This window comes from Serratia rhizosphaerae, from assembly GCF_009817885.1.
Classification (GTDB): Bacteria; Pseudomonadota; Gammaproteobacteria; order Enterobacterales; family Enterobacteriaceae; genus Serratia_B; species Serratia_B rhizosphaerae.
Map to the genome: position 1 here is coordinate 1,276,889 of NZ_CP041764.1, position 16,641 is coordinate 1,293,529.

Annotated in this window: 14 protein-coding genes and 1 pseudogene; 8 read left to right on the forward strand and 7 right to left on the reverse strand. The window is 60.8% G+C overall.

What is annotated here, in order from left to right; all coding sequences use genetic code 11:
* Position 1 precedes the first annotated feature (1 nt).
* The 3 genes from FO014_RS06085 to dgt form a co-directional block, all read right to left on the reverse strand.
* Positions 2-1,153: a CdaR family transcriptional regulator gene (locus FO014_RS06085; RefSeq protein ID WP_054305125.1), complete on the reverse strand. Its 1,152-nt coding sequence runs from the start codon at positions 1,151-1,153 to the stop codon at positions 2-4.
* A 179-nt stretch (positions 1,154-1,332) separates the two neighbouring features.
* A complete protein-coding gene (gene degP / locus FO014_RS06090) occupies positions 1,333-2,760 on the reverse strand; it encodes a serine endoprotease DegP (protein ID WP_160028333.1) in 1,428 nt (475 codons plus the stop codon).
* Positions 2,761-2,982: 222 nt separating this feature from the next.
* Positions 2,983-4,500, reverse strand: coding sequence for a dGTPase (gene dgt / locus FO014_RS06095; RefSeq protein WP_160028335.1), 1,518 nt, complete (start codon positions 4,498-4,500; stop codon positions 2,983-2,985).
* 138 nt (positions 4,501-4,638) lie between these two features.
* Between dgt and mtnN the strand changes: the two genes are divergently transcribed.
* From mtnN to FO014_RS06110, 3 genes are read left to right on the forward strand one after another with little or no spacing between them, the layout of a single operon-like run.
* A complete protein-coding gene (mtnN, locus tag FO014_RS06100; RefSeq protein WP_160028337.1) occupies positions 4,639-5,340 on the forward strand; it encodes a 5'-methylthioadenosine/S-adenosylhomocysteine nucleosidase in 702 nt (233 codons plus the stop codon).
* 1 nt (position 5,341) lies between these two features.
* Positions 5,342-6,148 carry a vitamin B12 ABC transporter substrate-binding protein BtuF gene (gene btuF, locus FO014_RS06105; protein WP_160028339.1) on the forward strand — a complete coding sequence of 269 codons (807 nt, stop codon included), beginning with the start codon at positions 5,342-5,344 and terminating at the stop codon, positions 6,146-6,148.
* Entirely contained in the window at positions 6,148-6,762 is a 615-nt protein-coding gene (locus FO014_RS06110; protein WP_105229790.1) for a TRIC cation channel family protein, read from the forward strand. The genes btuF and FO014_RS06110 overlap by 1 nt, the downstream gene beginning before the upstream one ends.
* 43 nt (positions 6,763-6,805) lie before the next feature.
* Here FO014_RS06110 and erpA read toward each other — a convergent pair whose 3' ends face one another.
* Positions 6,806-7,150 (reverse strand): iron-sulfur cluster insertion protein ErpA, encoded by a 345-nt coding sequence (gene erpA, locus FO014_RS06115; protein ID WP_015670939.1) that lies wholly within the window; start codon positions 7,148-7,150, stop codon positions 6,806-6,808.
* A gap of 103 nt (positions 7,151-7,253) precedes the next feature.
* Positions 7,254-8,404, reverse strand: a pseudogene (gene clcA, locus FO014_RS06120) (H(+)/Cl(-) exchange transporter ClcA).
* Between the two features lie 480 nt (positions 8,405-8,884).
* On the opposite strand from clcA, the gene hemL reads away from it, so the two are divergent.
* Complete coding sequence (gene hemL, locus FO014_RS06125) at positions 8,885-10,174, forward strand: glutamate-1-semialdehyde 2,1-aminomutase (protein ID WP_160028341.1); 1,290 nt, start codon at positions 8,885-8,887, stop codon at positions 10,172-10,174.
* 69 nt (positions 10,175-10,243) lie between these two features.
* On the opposite strand, the gene ampE is transcribed toward hemL, so the two are convergent.
* Positions 10,244-11,098, reverse strand: coding sequence for a beta-lactamase regulator AmpE (ampE, locus tag FO014_RS06130; protein ID WP_105229787.1), 855 nt, complete (start codon positions 11,096-11,098; stop codon positions 10,244-10,246).
* 215 nt (positions 11,099-11,313) lie between these two features.
* Between ampE and nadC the strand changes: the two genes are divergently transcribed.
* The 4 genes from nadC to hofC all read left to right on the forward strand — a co-directional run bounded on the left by nadC (position 11,314) and on the right by hofC (position 15,476).
* Complete coding sequence (nadC, locus tag FO014_RS06135; RefSeq protein ID WP_160028343.1) at positions 11,314-12,204, forward strand: carboxylating nicotinate-nucleotide diphosphorylase; 891 nt, start codon at positions 11,314-11,316, stop codon at positions 12,202-12,204.
* Positions 12,205-12,403: 199 nt separating this feature from the next.
* Positions 12,404-12,850, forward strand: a complete 447-nt coding sequence (ppdD, locus tag FO014_RS06140) for a prepilin peptidase-dependent pilin (protein ID WP_160028345.1) — start codon at positions 12,404-12,406, stop codon at positions 12,848-12,850.
* Positions 12,850-14,280, forward strand: a complete 1,431-nt coding sequence (gene gspE, locus FO014_RS06145; protein WP_160028347.1) for a type II secretion system protein GspE — start codon at positions 12,850-12,852, stop codon at positions 14,278-14,280. Before ppdD ends, gspE begins: the two co-directional genes overlap by 1 nt.
* Entirely contained in the window at positions 14,277-15,476 is a 1,200-nt protein-coding gene (hofC, locus tag FO014_RS06150; RefSeq protein ID WP_160028349.1) for a protein transport protein HofC, read from the forward strand. Before gspE ends, hofC begins: the two co-directional genes overlap by 4 nt.
* A 44-nt stretch (positions 15,477-15,520) precedes the next feature.
* On the opposite strand, the gene FO014_RS06155 is transcribed toward hofC, so the two are convergent.
* Positions 15,521-16,564 (reverse strand): GMP reductase, encoded by a 1,044-nt coding sequence (locus tag FO014_RS06155; protein ID WP_160028351.1) that lies wholly within the window; start codon positions 16,562-16,564, stop codon positions 15,521-15,523.
* Positions 16,565-16,641 lie beyond the last annotated feature (77 nt).

A 16,641-nucleotide genomic window follows, 5' to 3' on the forward strand; every position in this document is an offset into this window, starting at 1 on the left:
GCTATTCGTCCAGCTGCAGGCCGATATACAGCAGTAAACGTGCGTCGAAGCTGGACAGGTTCAGACCGGTCAGTTCGGAGATACGGTTCAGGCGGTATTCCAGGGTGTTGCGATGAATATACAGCGCCTTGGCGGTGGCGCTCGGCTGCACATTATTCAAAAACCAGGCGCTGAGGGTACGGCGCAGCAGGCCGTTGCCGTCCATCGCTTTCAGACGCGCCAGCGGCCTGACCAGTTCGTCCGCCTGCCAGCCGCCGCGCAGGCTGTCCAGCAGCACCGGCAGCATCAGGTCCTGGTAGTAGTAGGCGCGCTGCTCGAACATCCGCTGCTTGCCCACCGCCATGGTGGTGCGCGCGGTGCGGTAAGAGCGGGCGATGCTGCCCGGCCCGGTAAAATAATTGCCCAGCGCCACCCGCACCCGCAGGCGGCTGCTCTCTTTCATGCGCGACAGCAGGTTTTCCACCCGGCGCCGATGATCTTCGGCATCCCAGCGGCCGTGGCCGTTGAGCGCCGGCTTCAGCACCACCATTTCGCTGAGCGAGACGATGGCGATCAGGTTGTCGCGCTCCGGCAGCGTCAGCAGCGCCTGCAGCTGCTGCAGCTCCGCCATCGCGCTGTCGACGCCGAGCTGTCCGCTGTCCACCTCGACCACCGCCGCCACGCGCGGCTCTTCTGGGTCGATACCCAGCCGCTGCGCCCACTCCATCAGCGCCGGCGACAGCGCCTCCGCGCGGATCAGGTTCAGCACCAGTTCTTCGCGAAAACGGCTGTCCTGCGCCAGCAGGTGCATCAGCCGCGCCTGTTCCAGCATCATTTCAGCCGCCATGCACACCAGTTCGCCATATTGACGCAGCTGCGCCGGGTTGCCGGTCAGGCCGATCACCCCGACGATGCTGCCGTCGATGCGCAGCGGCAGATTGATGCCCGGCCGCACGCCGTGCAGATGGCGGGCGACGGCTTCATCAATATCCACCACGCGGGCCTGCGACAGCACCAGCAGCGCCCCTTCGTGCAGTTCGCCGACCCGCTCGCGGTCGCCGCTGCCGATGATCCTGCCGCGCGCGTCCATCACATTGACATTGCCGTCAATAATTTGCATGGTGCGCGCCACGATTTCCTGCGCCAGCTTGCCGTCAAGATGGTATTCCGCCATTCAATTCGCCCCAACCCGATTTTAGATAATCGCCCAGCATACCGACGCGCTGAGAGCGGCACATTGTGCAGATGCCCAAAGCGTTTCGGCAGCGCCGGGAGTTGTGGCAGGCTTCACAATTTAGCAACATGAAAAAGGCACGCCGTAGCGTGCCTGTCGGATGAAAGAGCGCAAGCAGATTACTGCATCAGCAGGTACAGCGTGCTGTCGCCGCGCAGGATGTTCAGCGCCAGTACCGGCGGCTTGCTGTCGAGAATTTTGCGCAGCTCGCTCAGGTTCTGCACCGGCTGCTGGTTGACCCCCAGGATCACGTCGCCTTTCTTCAGGCCGATGCTGGCGGCGGCGCTGCCGGCCTTCACGCTGTCGACCCTGACCCCTTTATGGTTGCCGGCCTGCGCGTTGCTCAGTTCGGCCCCCTCGATGCCGGCATTGATATTGCCGGAATCAACCTGCGTCTGCTTGCTTTGCTCCAGCGTCACATCCACGGTGACCGGTTTGCCCTCGCGGATAATCCCCAGCGACATTTTGCTGCCGGCCGGCAGCGTGCCGATCTGCGCGCGGAACGAGGCGAAGCTGGAAATGGCTTTGCCGTTCATGGTGACGATCACATCGCCCGCCTTGATGCCCGCTTTGGCGGCGGAGGATTTCGGCATCACCTGGCTGACAAAGGCACCGCGCTGGGCGTCGACCTTCATCGCCTGCGCCAGCTCGGAATTCAGCTCGGTGCCCATAATGCCCAGCTCACCGCGTTTGACCTGGCCATATTGCACCATCTGCGCCGTCAGGCTTTTCACCATATTGCTCGGAATGGCGAAGCCGATACCGATATTGCCGCCGTCCGGCGCCAGGATCGCGGTGTTGATACCGATCAGCTCGCCGTTCAGATTAACCAGCGCGCCGCCGGAGTTGCCGCGGTTGATCGCCGCATCGGTCTGGATAAAGTTTTCGTAGTTTTCCAGGTTCAGGCCGCTGCGCCCCAGCGCCGAAACAATACCGGAGGTGGCGGTTTCACCCAGGCCATAAGGGTTGCCGATCGCCACCGTGTAGTCACCGACCCGCAGCCGATCGGAATCCGCCATTTTGATCGCGGTGAGGTTCTTGAAGTTTTTCAGCTGGATCAGCGCAATATCAGAGCGCGGATCCTTGCCGATGATCTTGGCGTCAAAGCGGCGGCCGTCGCTCAACTGCACCTGGATCTTGCTGGCGTTATCCACCACGTGATTGTTGGTCACCACGTAGCCCTTCGCCGCATCGATCACCACCCCGGCGCCCAGCGCCTTAAAGCTCTCTTTGGCGCCCTGGCCACCCGGCCCGCCCTGACACATCGGCGAGCCCTGGAACGGCGAACCGTCCTGACAGAACGGCGAGTCCTCGCCGAAAAATTGCTGGAACTGCTGCGGCATACGCGGCGTATTGACGGCGGCGCTGCCTTCAACGTTGATGCTGACCACCGACGGCATCACCTTTTCCAGCATCGGCGCCAGGCTCGGCAACTGTGACGACGGCGTGCTGGCGGAAACCGTTTCTGCGGCGGCGGCGCTTGCCGGGCCAAGGGCCATACCCATGCTGAAAGCCAGGGCGCTCAGAACTAATGCGGTTTTTTTCATCTGTGTGTCTCTATAAAGTCAGTCAATGCAGGGACATACCCCGTTCAGCGGGCGCCGCAGGGTATTGCGCTTGTTGTACTCAATGAGAACCTATTAATAACCTGAAGTTCAGCCGCGGAGTATTGAGAAGCGTAAAAAAATATTCTCCGTCTTTACACTTCTCTAAATAATAAACCGCGCCGTGAATGGCGCACGGGGATAAGAGATGTTTACGCGTCGGGATTATTCCGCCGCCATTAAACGCCGGTATTCGTCATAGGCGTAAAGATCGGTCATACCGCTGATATAATCCTGTAACAGCCGCGCGCGGAAATAATATTCGCGAATTTCCCGCTGCTCCAACGATAAATACTGTATCCCCTCGACGGCTTCGATATAAGCCAGCCGATGCTTGGTGGATAATTTATGAAACAGCCGCGTCTCAATCGGGAAACCACGGTGGCTGTCTTCCTGCACCAGTTGGCTGAAATCCGCCAGCGACATCGCCAGCAGCGGGCTGTAAATATCCAGCAGACCGCTGATGACCCGGTAGCCCTGCAGCTCCAGCTGTTCCACTTCCGGATGGTTGAACACGTATTTAAACGCCACCTTCTTGAAGACTTTCAGCAGCCGGTACGCCGGGCTGGAATCCTCCAGCAGCGCCTGATTAAAGCTGCCCTGATAAATCCCGTCCAGATTATCAATAAAACGCCCGGCGGCGTGCGGCACCAGTTTAGCAACGGTAAATACCCGCAGGTACATAAAGAACTGATCTTCCGAACTGCGTCGCGCGCCGCCCTGCGCTATTTTGCCAAACGCGCCGGCCACCGTTTTATCAAACAGATCGCCCGGCGTCACCGCGCCCCATTCCTGGCTCAAATAGTGATAAAGCTGATCGACGGTGAAAATGTTTTTTTCCACCGCGTCTTCCAAATCGGCAATGCAATAAGAAATATCATCGGCAGCTTCCATGATATAGGTCAGCGGGAAACGGTCGAATTCCCCCATCTGCAATTCACGCCGCAGGCGGTCAACAAACGCTTCCTCCGCCAGATAGAAACCCGGCTTTTTCATCAAATAGCTGTGACTGTCAGGGATCGCCTGCGCCCAATACGCCGGGCGGGTATATTTCAGGATGCAGCCCACCTGCGCATAGGTCAGGTTCAGTTTCAGCAGCGTATACACCAGCCGGATCGCCTGTGCGTTGCCTTCAAACTGGCTCAGATCGTGGCGGATGCGGCTGCGCAGTCGGTTCAGATCGCCATCCCCTTCACGCAGGCGCAGCACCTCGACCTGGCAGCCGTCCTGGCTGTTCGGCTCGCTGCCGCAGCTGGCCGGATCGAGCCGCTGGCTGAACCAGTCGTTAATCGCCGACTCGCCGAAGTGGCCAAACGGCGGATTGCCGATATCATGCATCAGGCAGGCCATTTCAACGATGCTTTCAAACGGATCCAGCAGATTGGTCAGGCCGAGTTCATCAATACGCTGCTCTTGCTTAAAGCGGTTGAGGATCTCTTTGGCAATGTGCCGCCCCACCTGCTGTACTTCCATCGAGTGGGTTAACCGGCTGCGCACCGCCGCGTTGCGCTCCAGCGGGAAGACCTGGGTTTTCTGCTGCAGCCGGCGAATCGCCGCCGAGTTGACGATCCGCCCGCGGTCGCTTTCAAACTGGCGGACAATGTCATATTCCTGCTCCGCCGCGATCGGATTGCTGAACGGGCGCTGAAAGCTGATTTTCTGTTTAAAGTCGATCCCGGACATCTGCGGCTCCCCTGTTTTGGCCCTGGCGCGTCTGCCTCCGTGATAACAATTCCACACGACGGATGCAACGGATTATCTCTGTTTAACAGCCATGATAGACTATGCCGCACTTCTTCCCTCTATCAGCGAGTATTATTTATGAAAGTAGGCATTATCGGCGCCATGGAGCAGGAAGTTACCCTGCTGCGCGATCAAATCGAAAACCGTCAGACCATCCAGCGCGCAGGCTGTGAAATTTACACCGGCCAGATCAACGGAGTAGAGATTGCGCTGCTGAAATCCGGCATCGGTAAAGTCTCGGCGGCGATGGGCACCACCCTGCTGCTGGAGCACTGCCAGCCGGATATGGTGATCAACACCGGTTCCGCCGGCGGTCTGGCCGCCACGCTGAAAGTCGGGGATATCGTGGTGTCCGAAGAAGTCCGCTACCACGATGCCGACGTCACCGCATTCGGCTATGAGCCGGGCCAGATGGCAGGCTGCCCGGCGGCGTTCGTCGCCAACGACGCGCTGATCGCCCTGGCGGAACACTGCATCCGCCAGTTGGATCTTAACGCGGTACGCGGCCTGATCTGCAGCGGTGACGCCTTTATCAACGGCGCAGAACCGCTGGCGCGCATTCGCGCCACCTTCCCGAGCGTCGCGGCGGTGGAAATGGAAGCGGCGGCGATCGCCCACGTCTGCCACCAGTTCAGTACGCCGTTTGTGGTGGTGCGCGCCATCTCCGACGTGGCCGACAGCGAGTCGCATATGAGCTTTGACGAGTTCCTGACCGTAGCTGCCAAACAGTCCTCGCTGATGGTCAACGCAATGCTGCAGATGTTGGCAAAGCGCGACTAAGGTGAAACGACGCTTTTGCTGCCTGTTGTGGCTGCTGGCGCTGGCGGTCTCCCTGCCCGCCGCAGCCGCACAGCGGGTGATCAGCCTGGCGCCCAATACCACCGAACTGGCCTACGCCGCCGGCATGGGGGATACCCTGCTGGCGGCCAGCGCCTTTTCCGATTACCCGCCGCAGGCCAAGAAGCTCGAACAGGTGGCGTCGTGGCAAGGAGTTAATCTGGAGCGGATCCTGGCGTTAAAGCCGGATCTGATCCTGGCCTGGCGCGGCGGCAACCCACAGCGGGTCCTGGATCAGCTCGCCGCATTCGGCATTCCGATCTTTTACGCCGACGCCAAAACGCCGGAAGAGATCGCCCGTTTGCTGGACGATCTGGCCGCTTACAGTCCGCACCCGGAGCAGGCGCATCAGTCAGCGGCGCAGGTACGACAGCAGCTCGCCCGTCTGAAGGCCCGCTATGCCGATAACCCACAGCGCCGCGTGCTGCTGCAGTTCGGCACCCAGCCGCTGTTCACCAGCTCCGCCGCGACGCTGCAAAGCCGGCTGCTGAGCCTGTGCGGCGGCGAAAACATTTTTGCCGACAGCCGCGTGCCCTGGCCGCAAATCAGCCGCGAGCAGGTGCTGGCGCGGCAGCCGCAGGCGATCGTCATCAGCGGCGGCGCCAAAGAGGTTGCCAACGTCAAGGCATTCTGGTCGCCGCAGCTGCAGGTGCCGGTCATCGCGCTGAATGAAGATTGGTTCAACCGCGCAGGGCCGCGCATTATGCTGGCGGCGCAGCAGCTGTGCAGCCAACTGGCGGAGATTCGCTGATGCTGGTGTTCTGGCTGGATATCCTCGGCACGGCGGTGTTCGCCATCTCCGGCGTATTGCTGGCCGGCAAGCTGCGGATGGATCCTTTCGGCGTGCTGGTGCTCGGGGTGGTGACCGCCGTGGGCGGCGGCACCATCCGCGACATGGCGCTGGCCAACGGCCCGGTGTTCTGGGTGCAGGATCCCACCGATTTGGTGGTGGCGATGATCACCTGCGTGCTGACGCTGATGCTGGTGCGCCAACCGCGCCGTCTGCCGAAATGGGTGTTGCCGGTGCTGGATGCCGTCGGGCTGGCGGTGTTCGTCGGTATCGGCGTCAACAAGGCCTTTGCCGCCGGCAGCGGCGCGCTGGTGGCGGTGTGTATGGGCGTGATTACCGGCGTCGGCGGCGGCATTATCCGCGACGTGCTGGCACGCGAAATCCCGATGATCCTGCGCACGGAAATCTACGCCACCGCCTGTATTATCGGCGGCATCGTGCACGCCACGGCGTATTCCAGCTTCGGCATGCCGCTGCAGCAGGCGATGATGCTCGGCATGACCATTACGCTGCTGATCCGGCTGGCGGCCATTCGCTGGCACCTGAAGCTGCCGGCGTTTATTCTCGAACAATAAAAAACCCGCCTTACGGCGGGTTTTCTTAAGATCGGACGTCAGATTAGATGCTGAACGACGAGCCGCAGCCGCAGGTGGTTTTGGCATTCGGGTTGGTCACCACAAAGCGCGACCCTTCCAGACCTTCGGTATAATCCACCGAACCGCCCACCAGATATTGCAGGCTCATCGGATCGACCACCAGAGCCACGCCCTGTTTTTCGATGGTCATATCGCCTTCGTTGACCTTATCGTCAAAAGTGAAGCCGTATTGGAATCCGCTGCAGCCGCCGCCGGTGATGTAAACCCGCAACTTCAGGTTCGGATTTTCTTCATCAGCAATCAGGAATTTCACCTTGTTCGCTGCTGCCTCGGTAAATTGCAGGGGCAGTGCTGTTTCTTCACTCATACTCTTAACTCCCAACATGATTCAGCATCAGGCTCCCTTATACGTCGGGCGGGTGCCGGCAACCTGATTAATACTGTGATTATCCAATACCTGAGTGTTGCGTTCAAGTATTCACCGCATTTGTTGCATTTTCTTTGCTTGTTTTCTCCGCCGCCCGCTGCTTCTCCAGCGTGCGCGCCAGCAGCGACGAATACAGCGGCTGACCGCCGAGGAACTGGGCCACCAGCGTCGCGCCAAGGCACGTAATGATCATCGGCAAAATCAGCTGATAATTGTCCGTCATTTCCAACACCAGCACGATGCCGGTCAGCGGCGCGCGCACCGTCGCGGCAAACAGCGCCCCCATGCCGGCAATGGCGAACGTCCCCGGCTCGATGCCATACTGCGGGAAAAGGTGGCTGCTCGCCAGACCAAATGCGGTGCCGAACAGCGTACCCAATGCCAGCATCGGCGCAAAGATCCCGCCCGGTGCGCCGGAGCCAAAGCACAGCAGCGTGGTGACAATCCGGGCGATAAAGATAAACATCAGCATGCCGACGGTATAGTTGCCCGCCGCCGCAATCGGAATCAGGCCGAAACCGCCGCCGGCGGCCTCCGGCTGAATCAGCGCCAGTACGCCGCACAGGCCGCCCAGCCCGCCGCCCATCAGCACAATTTTGCGCATTTCGCCGCCGTGCAGGCGGGCAAACATATCCTGGGTACGGAAGATCAGCCGGTTAAACATCACGCCGACGCCGCCGAACACCGCGCCCAGCACCAGATACAGCCACAGAGTGTTGGTCGGTGCCGATGAGAGTTTACCCACCTCGATCACCGCATGCTGACCATTGCACAGCTGGTAGACCACGGTCGACATAATCACGCCGATAAATACCGCTTTAATCGAGATCAGGTTGTAGCGAAACTGCGGGCGCATCTCTTCGATAATAAACAGAATCCCCGCCAGCGGCGCGTTAAACGCAGCGGACAGCCCCGCCGCCGCCCCGGTCGCCAGCAGCGAGTGGCGCGCCTCGGCGCCGCGGATACGGAAGATATCCAGCACCATGCGCCCGACGTTCCCCCCATCTGCACCGTCGGACCTTCGCGCCCCAGCACCATGCCGGCGCCCAGCGTGCCCATGCCGCCGACAAATTTTACCGGCAGAACCCGCCACCAGCGCACCGGACGCAGCTCTTCCAACGCGCCTTCTATCTCCGGAATGCCCGACCCGCCGGCCTCCGGCGCAAAACGCCGCACCAGATAATAGCCCAGCATCGCCAACCCGGCGGACAACAGAAAAGCCAGAGGCCACACCAGATACCAGGCATCGGCGACGTACGACAGCGCGGAGAAACGCTGTTGCTGCACCCAGTCCACCGACTTTTCAAACGCCACGCCCAACAGCCCGGCCAGCGCGCCCACCAGGGCCGCCATCAACAAGATCGCCACCGGCGTTTTATCACGGCGAATAAACTGACGCACACTGTCAACGCGCTTCACACGCGGAGTAAGTACTAACGAGGGTTGTGGTTGCTGCTCACTCATAAGGGGTTGGTTACCGCCGGTAAGAATAAGTCATATAAATCGCAGAGCCGTCCATTCTATACCCAAAAAAGCGTACGGCACACCTCTCTTGGCAAACAGCGAAACTCACCGTTTACCCGTATCACGCTGCGGCGATCGTTTCATAACGGCGCGCACTCCACTAGAATAGCCCGGTAAAACACATTCAATATACATTCCTGGAGCCGATTTATGAGCTTACACAGCAAGTCCGAAAGTCTGTACGCCGAAGCGCAGCAGCTGATCCCCGGCGGGGTGAACTCCCCGGTGCGGGCATTTACCGGCGTCGGCGGGGTGCCGCTGTTTATCGAACGTGCCGACGGCGCCTACCTTTTTGACGCCGACGGCAAAGCCTATATCGATTACGTCGGCTCCTGGGGCCCGATGGTGCTGGGCCATAACCATCCTGCCATTCGCAACGCCGTCATTGCCGCCGCCGAACGCGGCCTGAGCTTTGGCGCACCGACCGAAATGGAAGTAAAAATGGCCGCGCTGGTGACCGAACTGGTGCCGACGATGGATATGGTGCGCATGGTGAACTCCGGCACCGAAGCCACCATGAGCGCCATCCGTCTGGCGCGCGGCTACACCCAGCGCGATAAAATCATCAAGTTTGAAGGCTGTTACCACGGCCACGCCGACTGCCTGCTGGTCAAAGCCGGTTCCGGCGCGCTGACCCTCGGCCAACCGAACTCACCGGGCGTACCGGCGGACTTCGCCAAACATACCCTGACCTGCACCTATAACGATCTGGACTCGGTACGCAGCGCCTTTGAACAATACCCGTCAGAGATTGCCTGTATCATCGTCGAGCCGGTGGCGGGCAATATGAACTGCGTACCGCCGCAGCCGGACTTCCTGCCGGGGCTGCGCGCACTGTGTGATCAGTACGGCGCGCTGTTGATTATTGACGAGGTAATGACCGGTTTCCGCGTGGCGCTGGCCGGCGCACAGGCGCACTACGGCGTTGAGCCGGACCTGACCTGCCTGGGTAAAATCATCGGCGGCGGTATGCCGGTGGGAGCATTCGGCGGCCGTCGCGACGTGATGGAAGCGCTGGCGCCGACCGGCCCGGTGTATCAGGCCGGGACGCTGTCCGGCAACCCGATCGCCATGGCGGCGGGCTTTGCCTGCCTGAGCGAGGTGGCGCAGCCGGGCGTTCACCAGACGCTGGGCGAACTGACCGAAATGCTGGCGGACGGCCTGCGCCATGCCGCACTGGCGGAGAACATCCCGCTGGTGATCAACAACGTCGGCGGCATGTTCGGCCTGTTCTTTACCGATGCCGACGCAGTCACCTGCTATCAGGACGTGATGCAGTGCGACGCCGAACGCTTTAAGCGCTTCTTCCACCTGATGCTGGACGAAGGCGTATATCTGGCGCCGTCCGCCTTTGAAGCAGGCTTTATGTCCGTCGCCCACAGCAAAGAAGACATTCAGCGCACCATCGACGCCGCGCGTCGCTGCTTCGCTAAGCTGTAACAGCGGACGTTACCGCAAACAACAAGGGCTGAACCTGCGTTCAGCCCTTTTTTATCGCACGATGGCGGATTACAGCAAGGTGCCGTAAATCGTCAGCACCGCCACCACCACCACCAGAATCATCGTCACCTTACGCGCCAACACCACCGCGGCACGCGGCGTTTGTACCGGATCGTCATGCGGGTCCCGCGCCAGCGCAAACTGCGCCAGACGCGTCAGCACCTGGTACTGTGAAGTACGGCGATCGCCCAGCGAGGCGAACCAGGCCGGCAGCGCCCTTTCTCCGTGGCCGATCAGCGCATAGGCCACGCCCGCCAGCCGCACCGGGATCCAATCCAGCCAGTGCAGCAATGCATCAATCCCCGACTGCGAACGCTCCAGCGGCGTATTGTGCCGCGCCAGCCAGGTTTGGTAAGCACGCAGGAAAGCATAGCCGGCCAACGCGATCGGCCCATAAGGACCGCACGCCACAAACCAGAACAGCGGCGCCAGATAATAGCGGTAGTTAATCCACAGCAGCGCATTTTGCAGTTCGCGCAGACGCTCTTCTTCGCTGCAGTCCACCGGCAGGCCGTGGATCAGCGCCAGCTCTTCCGCCATGGCATCAACCGCATGGCTGTCGCCCTGACGCGCCGCCTTCAGGTAGGCGCGGTAATGCTTGCGCTTAATGCCCGCCCCGACGCACAGCAGCGCCACGACAATCCACAACAGCAGCGTCAGCAGACCGAAAAATAGCCCCTGCGCCAGCCATAAAATGCCCCAGACCACCACCATCCAGCCGCAGGCCAGCGCCAGCGTCTGCAGCAGCGAAAAACGGCGCAGACGCCGGAAAACCACTTCAAGCCGGTGATCCAGCTGCCAATGCTCGCCCAGCTTGAATAAACGTTCCCATGCCAGAACCAGTAACAGCGAAAACAGCGTCATTTGTTATGCCTCTCCCTTGTCATTGCGCCCGAGCGCTCGCCGGGGCCAACCACGTTGTTCCACAGATGCCAGATATTGCTCGCCACCGGTATCGGATAATACCTGATTCCTTGTTTAGCGACAGCGCATGCCGGCTATCACTGCCAGTGGTACTTGCCTGCACAACAGAGTAGCATGTTTCCTCCACATTCTTAGTTCCCTTTTCGGAGCCTTCTATGCCGACACGCCGCTACAGCGCCGACAGCCGTCGTGCTGAACTTCTTGAACGAATTGAACATGATATCCCTTTTGCCGTCGCCCAGGCGTTACGGGAAGATCTGGGTGGTGAAGTCAATCCTGAACGGGATATTACCGCCCAGCTGCTGCCGGCGGACAAACAGGCCGAAGCCACGATCATCACCCGTGAAGCCGGCGTGTTTTGCGGCCAGCGCTGGTTAAATGAAGTCTTTATTCAGCTGGGTAATCAGGTGCGCGTGGAATGGCTGGCGGCCGACGGCGAAACGGTGACGCCGAACCAGCCGCTGTGCCGTCTGAGCGGCCCGGCGCGCATTATGCTGACCGGCGAGCGCACCGCGCTCAACTTTGTACAGACCCTGTCGGGCGTGGCGACCGCCGTCAGCCGCTATGTCGCACTGCTGGAAGGCACGCAGACGCGGCTGCTGGACACGCGTAAAACGCTGCCGGGGCTGCGCACCGCACTGAAGTACGCCGTGCTGTGCGGCGGCGGCAATAACCACCGGCTGGGGCTGTCCGACGCCTTCCTGATCAAGGAAAATCATATTATCGCCTCCGGCTCGATCAAGAACGCGGTGGAGAAAGCCTTCTGGCTGCACGCCGACGTGCCGGTCGAAGTGGAAGTGGAATCGCTGGACGAACTGCAGCAGGCGCTGGACGCCGGCGCGGATATCATCATGCTGGATAACTTCAGCGTGCCGATGATGAAGCAGGCGGTGGAACTGACCCAGCATCGCGCACTGCTGGAGGTCTCCGGTAATGTCACCAGCGACACCTTGCGCCAATACGCTGAAACCGGCGTGGACTATATTTCGGTCGGCGCGCTCACCAAGCACATCACCGCCCTCGATTTATCCATGCGCTTTAAATAATCCCCCCTTTTTTGCGCTCGCATCGCCAGCCCGGCGACGCGAGCCGCTTTACACTGCGATCCGCGCCGCATTACGCACTGCGAAAAATGGCAACCATCCAGATAGTGCTGGAAGCCATACGCAGTCCTGTCAGCATGCACTCGCACGCCCGGCCTCCTGACGCTACCGTTGCCACTCCACAACCAGGAGGAAGCAACGCATGGAAACACAACGTGGATTTACCCTGATCGAACTGATGGTGGTGATCGCCATCATCGCCACCCTGAGCGCCATCGGCGTGCCCGCCTACCAGCGCTATATTCAGAAAGCGGCAATGACCGATATGTTGCAGACGATGGCCCCCTATAAAATGGCGGTAGAGCTGTGCGTGCTGGACAGCGGCGTGGCCGACGAATGCAACGCCGGCAGCAAAGGCATCCCGACTGGCGCCGCCTCGCGCTATGTCAGCGCCGTCAGCGTCAGCCGGGGGGTTATTACGCTCACTGGCGCCCAGACGCTGCAGGGATTAACGGTCACGATGACGCCGACGCCGGACAGCAACGGCCTGATGCGTTGGGCGCGCAGTTGCAGCGCGGCGGAAAGCAGCGCGCTGCAGGATACCTGCCAGGAAGTATTCCGCTTTGACGATGCGCCGGAACCATCCTGATGAACCAGGCCATCAACGCGGAAATACACACCCTGTGCCGGCGCTATCAGGCGCTGGCGCTGAGCGAAGACGAGCAATGCCTGACCATCGCTCTGCACGGCGAACCGTCGGCGCCGCTGCTCAATGCGCTGCGCTTCGCCAGCGGGAAACGCATTGCACTGGAGCAGTGGCCGCTGGCGCGGCTGGAACAGGCGCTGTTCCAGTCGCCGGCGCTTCAGCCGGCTCAAGAAGAGGATGCCGGGGCGCACAGCCCCACGCTGGATGACGATGCCGATGCGCCCGCGGTCAACTTTATCAACCAAACGCTGCGCAGCGCGATCCAACGGCGCGCCTCCGACATTCACTTTGAACCTTACCAACAACAGCTCAGCATCCGCCTACGCATCGATGGCGTACTGCAGACGGTCTCTCCGCCGCCGCTGGCCCTGGGCCAGCGCATTATCGCCCGGCTGAAGATCATGGCTCAGTTGGACATTGCCGAACGGCGTCTGCCGCAGGACGGCCAGCTCGGCGTTCAGCTGGATCGCAGCCGCTACTCGATGCGCATCTCCACCCTGCCGACGCTGTACGGCGAAAAGGTGGTGCTGCGGATCCTGCAAACCGACCGGCAGGATCTGCCGCTGGAGCAACTGGGCATGACGGAGGCGGATCGCACGCAGTTTGCCGCCGCCCTCGCCGGCCCGCAGGGGATGATTCTGGTCACCGGCCCCACCGGCAGCGGAAAAACCGTCACGCTGTACAGCGGCCTGCACCAGTTGAACGATCGGCAGCGCAATCTGTGCAGCGTCGAGGATCCCGTCGAGATCCCGCTGTTTGGCATCAACCAGACGCAGGTCAACGGCAAAATCGACCTGAGTTTCTCCCGCGTACTGCGGGCGCTGCTGCGCCAGGATCCGGACGTGATCATGATCGGCGAGATCCGCGACGGAGAAACCGCCGAGATCGCAGTGAAAGCCGCCCAGACCGGCCATCTGGTGCTGTCGACCTTGCATACCAACTCCACCAGCGAAACCCTGACCCGTCTGACCAATATGGGCATCCCCGGCTACCTGCTGGCGGCCAGCCTCAAGCTGGTGATCGCCCAGCGGCTGGTGCGGCGGCTGTGCCTGCACTGCCGCCGCCCGCAAACGGAAACGCTGCACTTCCCCGCCGCGCTGTGGCCCCGCCCGTTGACGCCATGGCGCGCCGAAGGCTGTGAACACTGTTTCGGCGGCTATTACGGCCGCATCGGCATCTATGAATTACTGCACATCACCAGTGAGATCCAACACGGGTTACTTCACCAGCTAACGGCGGAGCAGTTGAACGAGATCGCACAGCGGCAGGGGCAAACATCGCTGCTGCAGGCCGGGCTGGCGCTGGTTGCGGAAGGTATTACGTCGCTGCAGGAAGTTTATCGCGTGATAGGCCACACGGAGCTACAGCCATGACGTCGCGGCGGCTTTTTCTCTGGCAGGCCATTAATAGTCAAGGTGAATTGGTTCCGGGAGAGTCGCTGGCTGAACGCAAAGAGCAGGTTTATCAGCTGCTGATTGAGCAGAACCTGCAGCCCTATCAGGTCGCACGCGGCAAGCCGGTTGGCCGGCGACAATGGCGTGGCGAAGCATTGACCCTATTCACCCGCCAGCTGGCTACGCTGCTGCAGGCCGGGCTGCCGCTGATGAACGCACTGCAGCTGCTGGCGCAGCAGCATCAGTCCGCTCCATGGCGCTGTCTGCTGCAGGAGATCGGTGAACACGTGGCTCAGGGTCAGCCGCTGTCCGAAGTGACGGCCGGCTACCACGACGTGTTTCCGCCTATTTATCGCCAGCTAATCACCTTGGGCGAACTGACCGGCAACCTCGACCGCTGTTGCCAGCAGCTGGCGCAACAGCAGGAAGAGCAGCAGAAGCTGCGCAAAAAAGTGCTGAAGGCCATCCGCTATCCGCTGTTTATCTGCGCGGTGACCATACTGGTCAGCCTGCTGATGCTGCTGATGGTGCTGCCCGAATTCGCCAGCGTGTATCAGTCGTTCGACGCGCCGCTGCCCTGGTTTACCCAGGGACTCATGAATCTGTCAGCGTTATTGGTCAGCGCCGGCCCCTATGTATTACTGGCCGGCGCCCTGCTGGCGGGCGGCTACTGGCGCTGTTGCCATCCGCACTCCCGCTGGCGACGGCGGGAACAGCGGCTCTGCCTGCGTCTGCCGCTGATTGCGCAGCTGATTAAAGGCGCCAGCCTGAGCCAGATCTTCCGCACGCTGCATATGACCCAACAGGCGGGTCTAACATTGCTCGAAGGGCTGGATGCGGCGCTGCTGTCGATGGAGAATCTGTTTTTCCGTCAGGCGCTGGAGAATATTCGGCAACGGCTGAACCAGGGGCTGCCGCTGTATCAGGCGCTGGCGGAACAGCCGCTGTTTCCGCCGTTGTGCCAGCAGCTGGCGCGCGTCGGGGAAGAGTCCGGCACTCTGGACACCCTGCTGGGCAAACTGGCGTCATGGCATGAACAGCAGACGCATGAGCTGGCGGACGCTTTGGCTCAAACGCTGGAACCGCTGCTGATGCTGACCATCGGCATCATCGTCGGCGGCCTGGTGATCGCCATGTATTTGCCGATTTTTCAATTGGGAACGGTGTTGGGGTAAAACAGGCGGGTGAAACGCCCCCACGGTGCGGGGGCGACAGGAGATTACTTGCTGCCGAATACGCGGTTTTCCTGTTCCGCAACGCGGATAAAGGTGGTGCGTTTGGTCAGCTCTTTCAGACGCTCTGCCCCCACGTAGGTGCAGGCCGAACGCAGGCCGCCGAGGATATCGCGTACGGTGAATTCCACTTCGCCGCGCAGCGGCAGCTTCACGGTTTTACCTTCTGCCGCGCGGTACTCCGCGACGCCGCCCACGTGGCGCTTCATCGCGGATTCGGAACTCATGCCGTAGAACAGCATAAATTTCTCGCCGTTCTCTTCCACCACCGTGCCTTCACACTCGTCGTGGCCGGCCAGCATGCCGCCCAGCATGACAAAGTCGGCGCCGCCGCCGAAGGCTTTCGCCACATCGCCCGGCACCGAGCAGCCGCCGTCGCTGACAATCTGCCCGCCCAGCCCGTGCGCCGCGTCCGCGCATTCAATCACCGCGGACAGCTGCGGGTAGCCAACGCCGGTTTTCACCCGCGTGGTGCACACTGAACCCGGGCCAATGCCGACCTTAACGATATCGGCCCCGGACAGAATCAGTTCCTCAACCATTTCGCCGGTGACCACATTGCCGGCGCAGATAACGTGTTGCGGACAGGCTTCGCGCGCTTTCTGCAGGAAGGCGACAAAGTGCTCCGAGTAGCCGTTGGCCACATCGATGCAGATAAACTTCAGCGCCGGCGACAGCGCCAGAATTTGCTTCATCTTTACGAAGTCGGCATCGGAGGTGCCGGTGGAAACCATCACGTGACGCAGCGTCTCTGCCGGTACGCGCTGAACGAATTCGGCCCATTGCTCAACCGAATAGTGTTTGTGTACCGCGGTAAGCACATCGAAAGACGCCAGAGCCTCTGCCATGCGGAAGGTGCCGACCGTATCCATATTGGCGGCAATAAGAGGTACGCCGGACCAGTTCCATCCCGAATGCTTGAAGGTAAACTGGCGCTCCAGTTCCACTTCAGAGCGGCTTTTCAGCGTGGAGCGCTTCGGGCGGATCAGCACATCTTTAAAACCTAACTTCAAATCTTCTTCAATACGCATGACAACGGATTTCCTGGTTTATGGCGACGGATCGCAAGGGTGATCGAATCTTCTATCCCGCGGGTTTCAGCTAATGC

What these genes read in the sequence shown, in the direction of transcription:
- FO014_RS06085 (WP_054305125.1), bottom strand. Translation starts at nt 1,153, where the DNA reads ATGGCGGAATACCATCTTGACGGCAAGCTGGCGCAGGAAATCGTGGCG.
- degP (WP_160028333.1), bottom strand. Translation starts at nt 2,760, where the DNA reads ATGAAAAAAACCGCATTAGTTCTGAGCGCCCTGGCTTTCAGCATGGGT.
- dgt (WP_160028335.1), bottom strand. Translation starts at nt 4,500, where the DNA reads ATGTCCGGGATCGACTTTAAACAGAAAATCAGCTTTCAGCGCCCGTTC.
- mtnN (WP_160028337.1), top strand. Translation starts at nt 4,639, where the DNA reads ATGAAAGTAGGCATTATCGGCGCCATGGAGCAGGAAGTTACCCTGCTG.
- FO014_RS06110 (WP_105229790.1), top strand. Translation starts at nt 6,148, where the DNA reads ATGCTGGTGTTCTGGCTGGATATCCTCGGCACGGCGGTGTTCGCCATC.
- erpA (WP_015670939.1), bottom strand. Translation starts at nt 7,150, where the DNA reads ATGAGTGAAGAAACAGCACTGCCCCTGCAATTTACCGAGGCAGCAGCG.
- hemL (WP_160028341.1), top strand. Translation starts at nt 8,885, where the DNA reads ATGAGCTTACACAGCAAGTCCGAAAGTCTGTACGCCGAAGCGCAGCAG.
- ampE (WP_105229787.1), bottom strand. Translation starts at nt 11,098, where the DNA reads ATGACGCTGTTTTCGCTGTTACTGGTTCTGGCATGGGAACGTTTATTC.
- nadC (WP_160028343.1), top strand. Translation starts at nt 11,314, where the DNA reads ATGCCGACACGCCGCTACAGCGCCGACAGCCGTCGTGCTGAACTTCTT.
- ppdD (WP_160028345.1), top strand. Translation starts at nt 12,404, where the DNA reads ATGGAAACACAACGTGGATTTACCCTGATCGAACTGATGGTGGTGATC.
- gspE (WP_160028347.1), top strand. Translation starts at nt 12,850, where the DNA reads ATGAACCAGGCCATCAACGCGGAAATACACACCCTGTGCCGGCGCTAT.
- hofC (WP_160028349.1), top strand. Translation starts at nt 14,277, where the DNA reads ATGACGTCGCGGCGGCTTTTTCTCTGGCAGGCCATTAATAGTCAAGGT.
- FO014_RS06155 (WP_160028351.1), bottom strand. Translation starts at nt 16,564, where the DNA reads ATGCGTATTGAAGAAGATTTGAAGTTAGGTTTTAAAGATGTGCTGATC.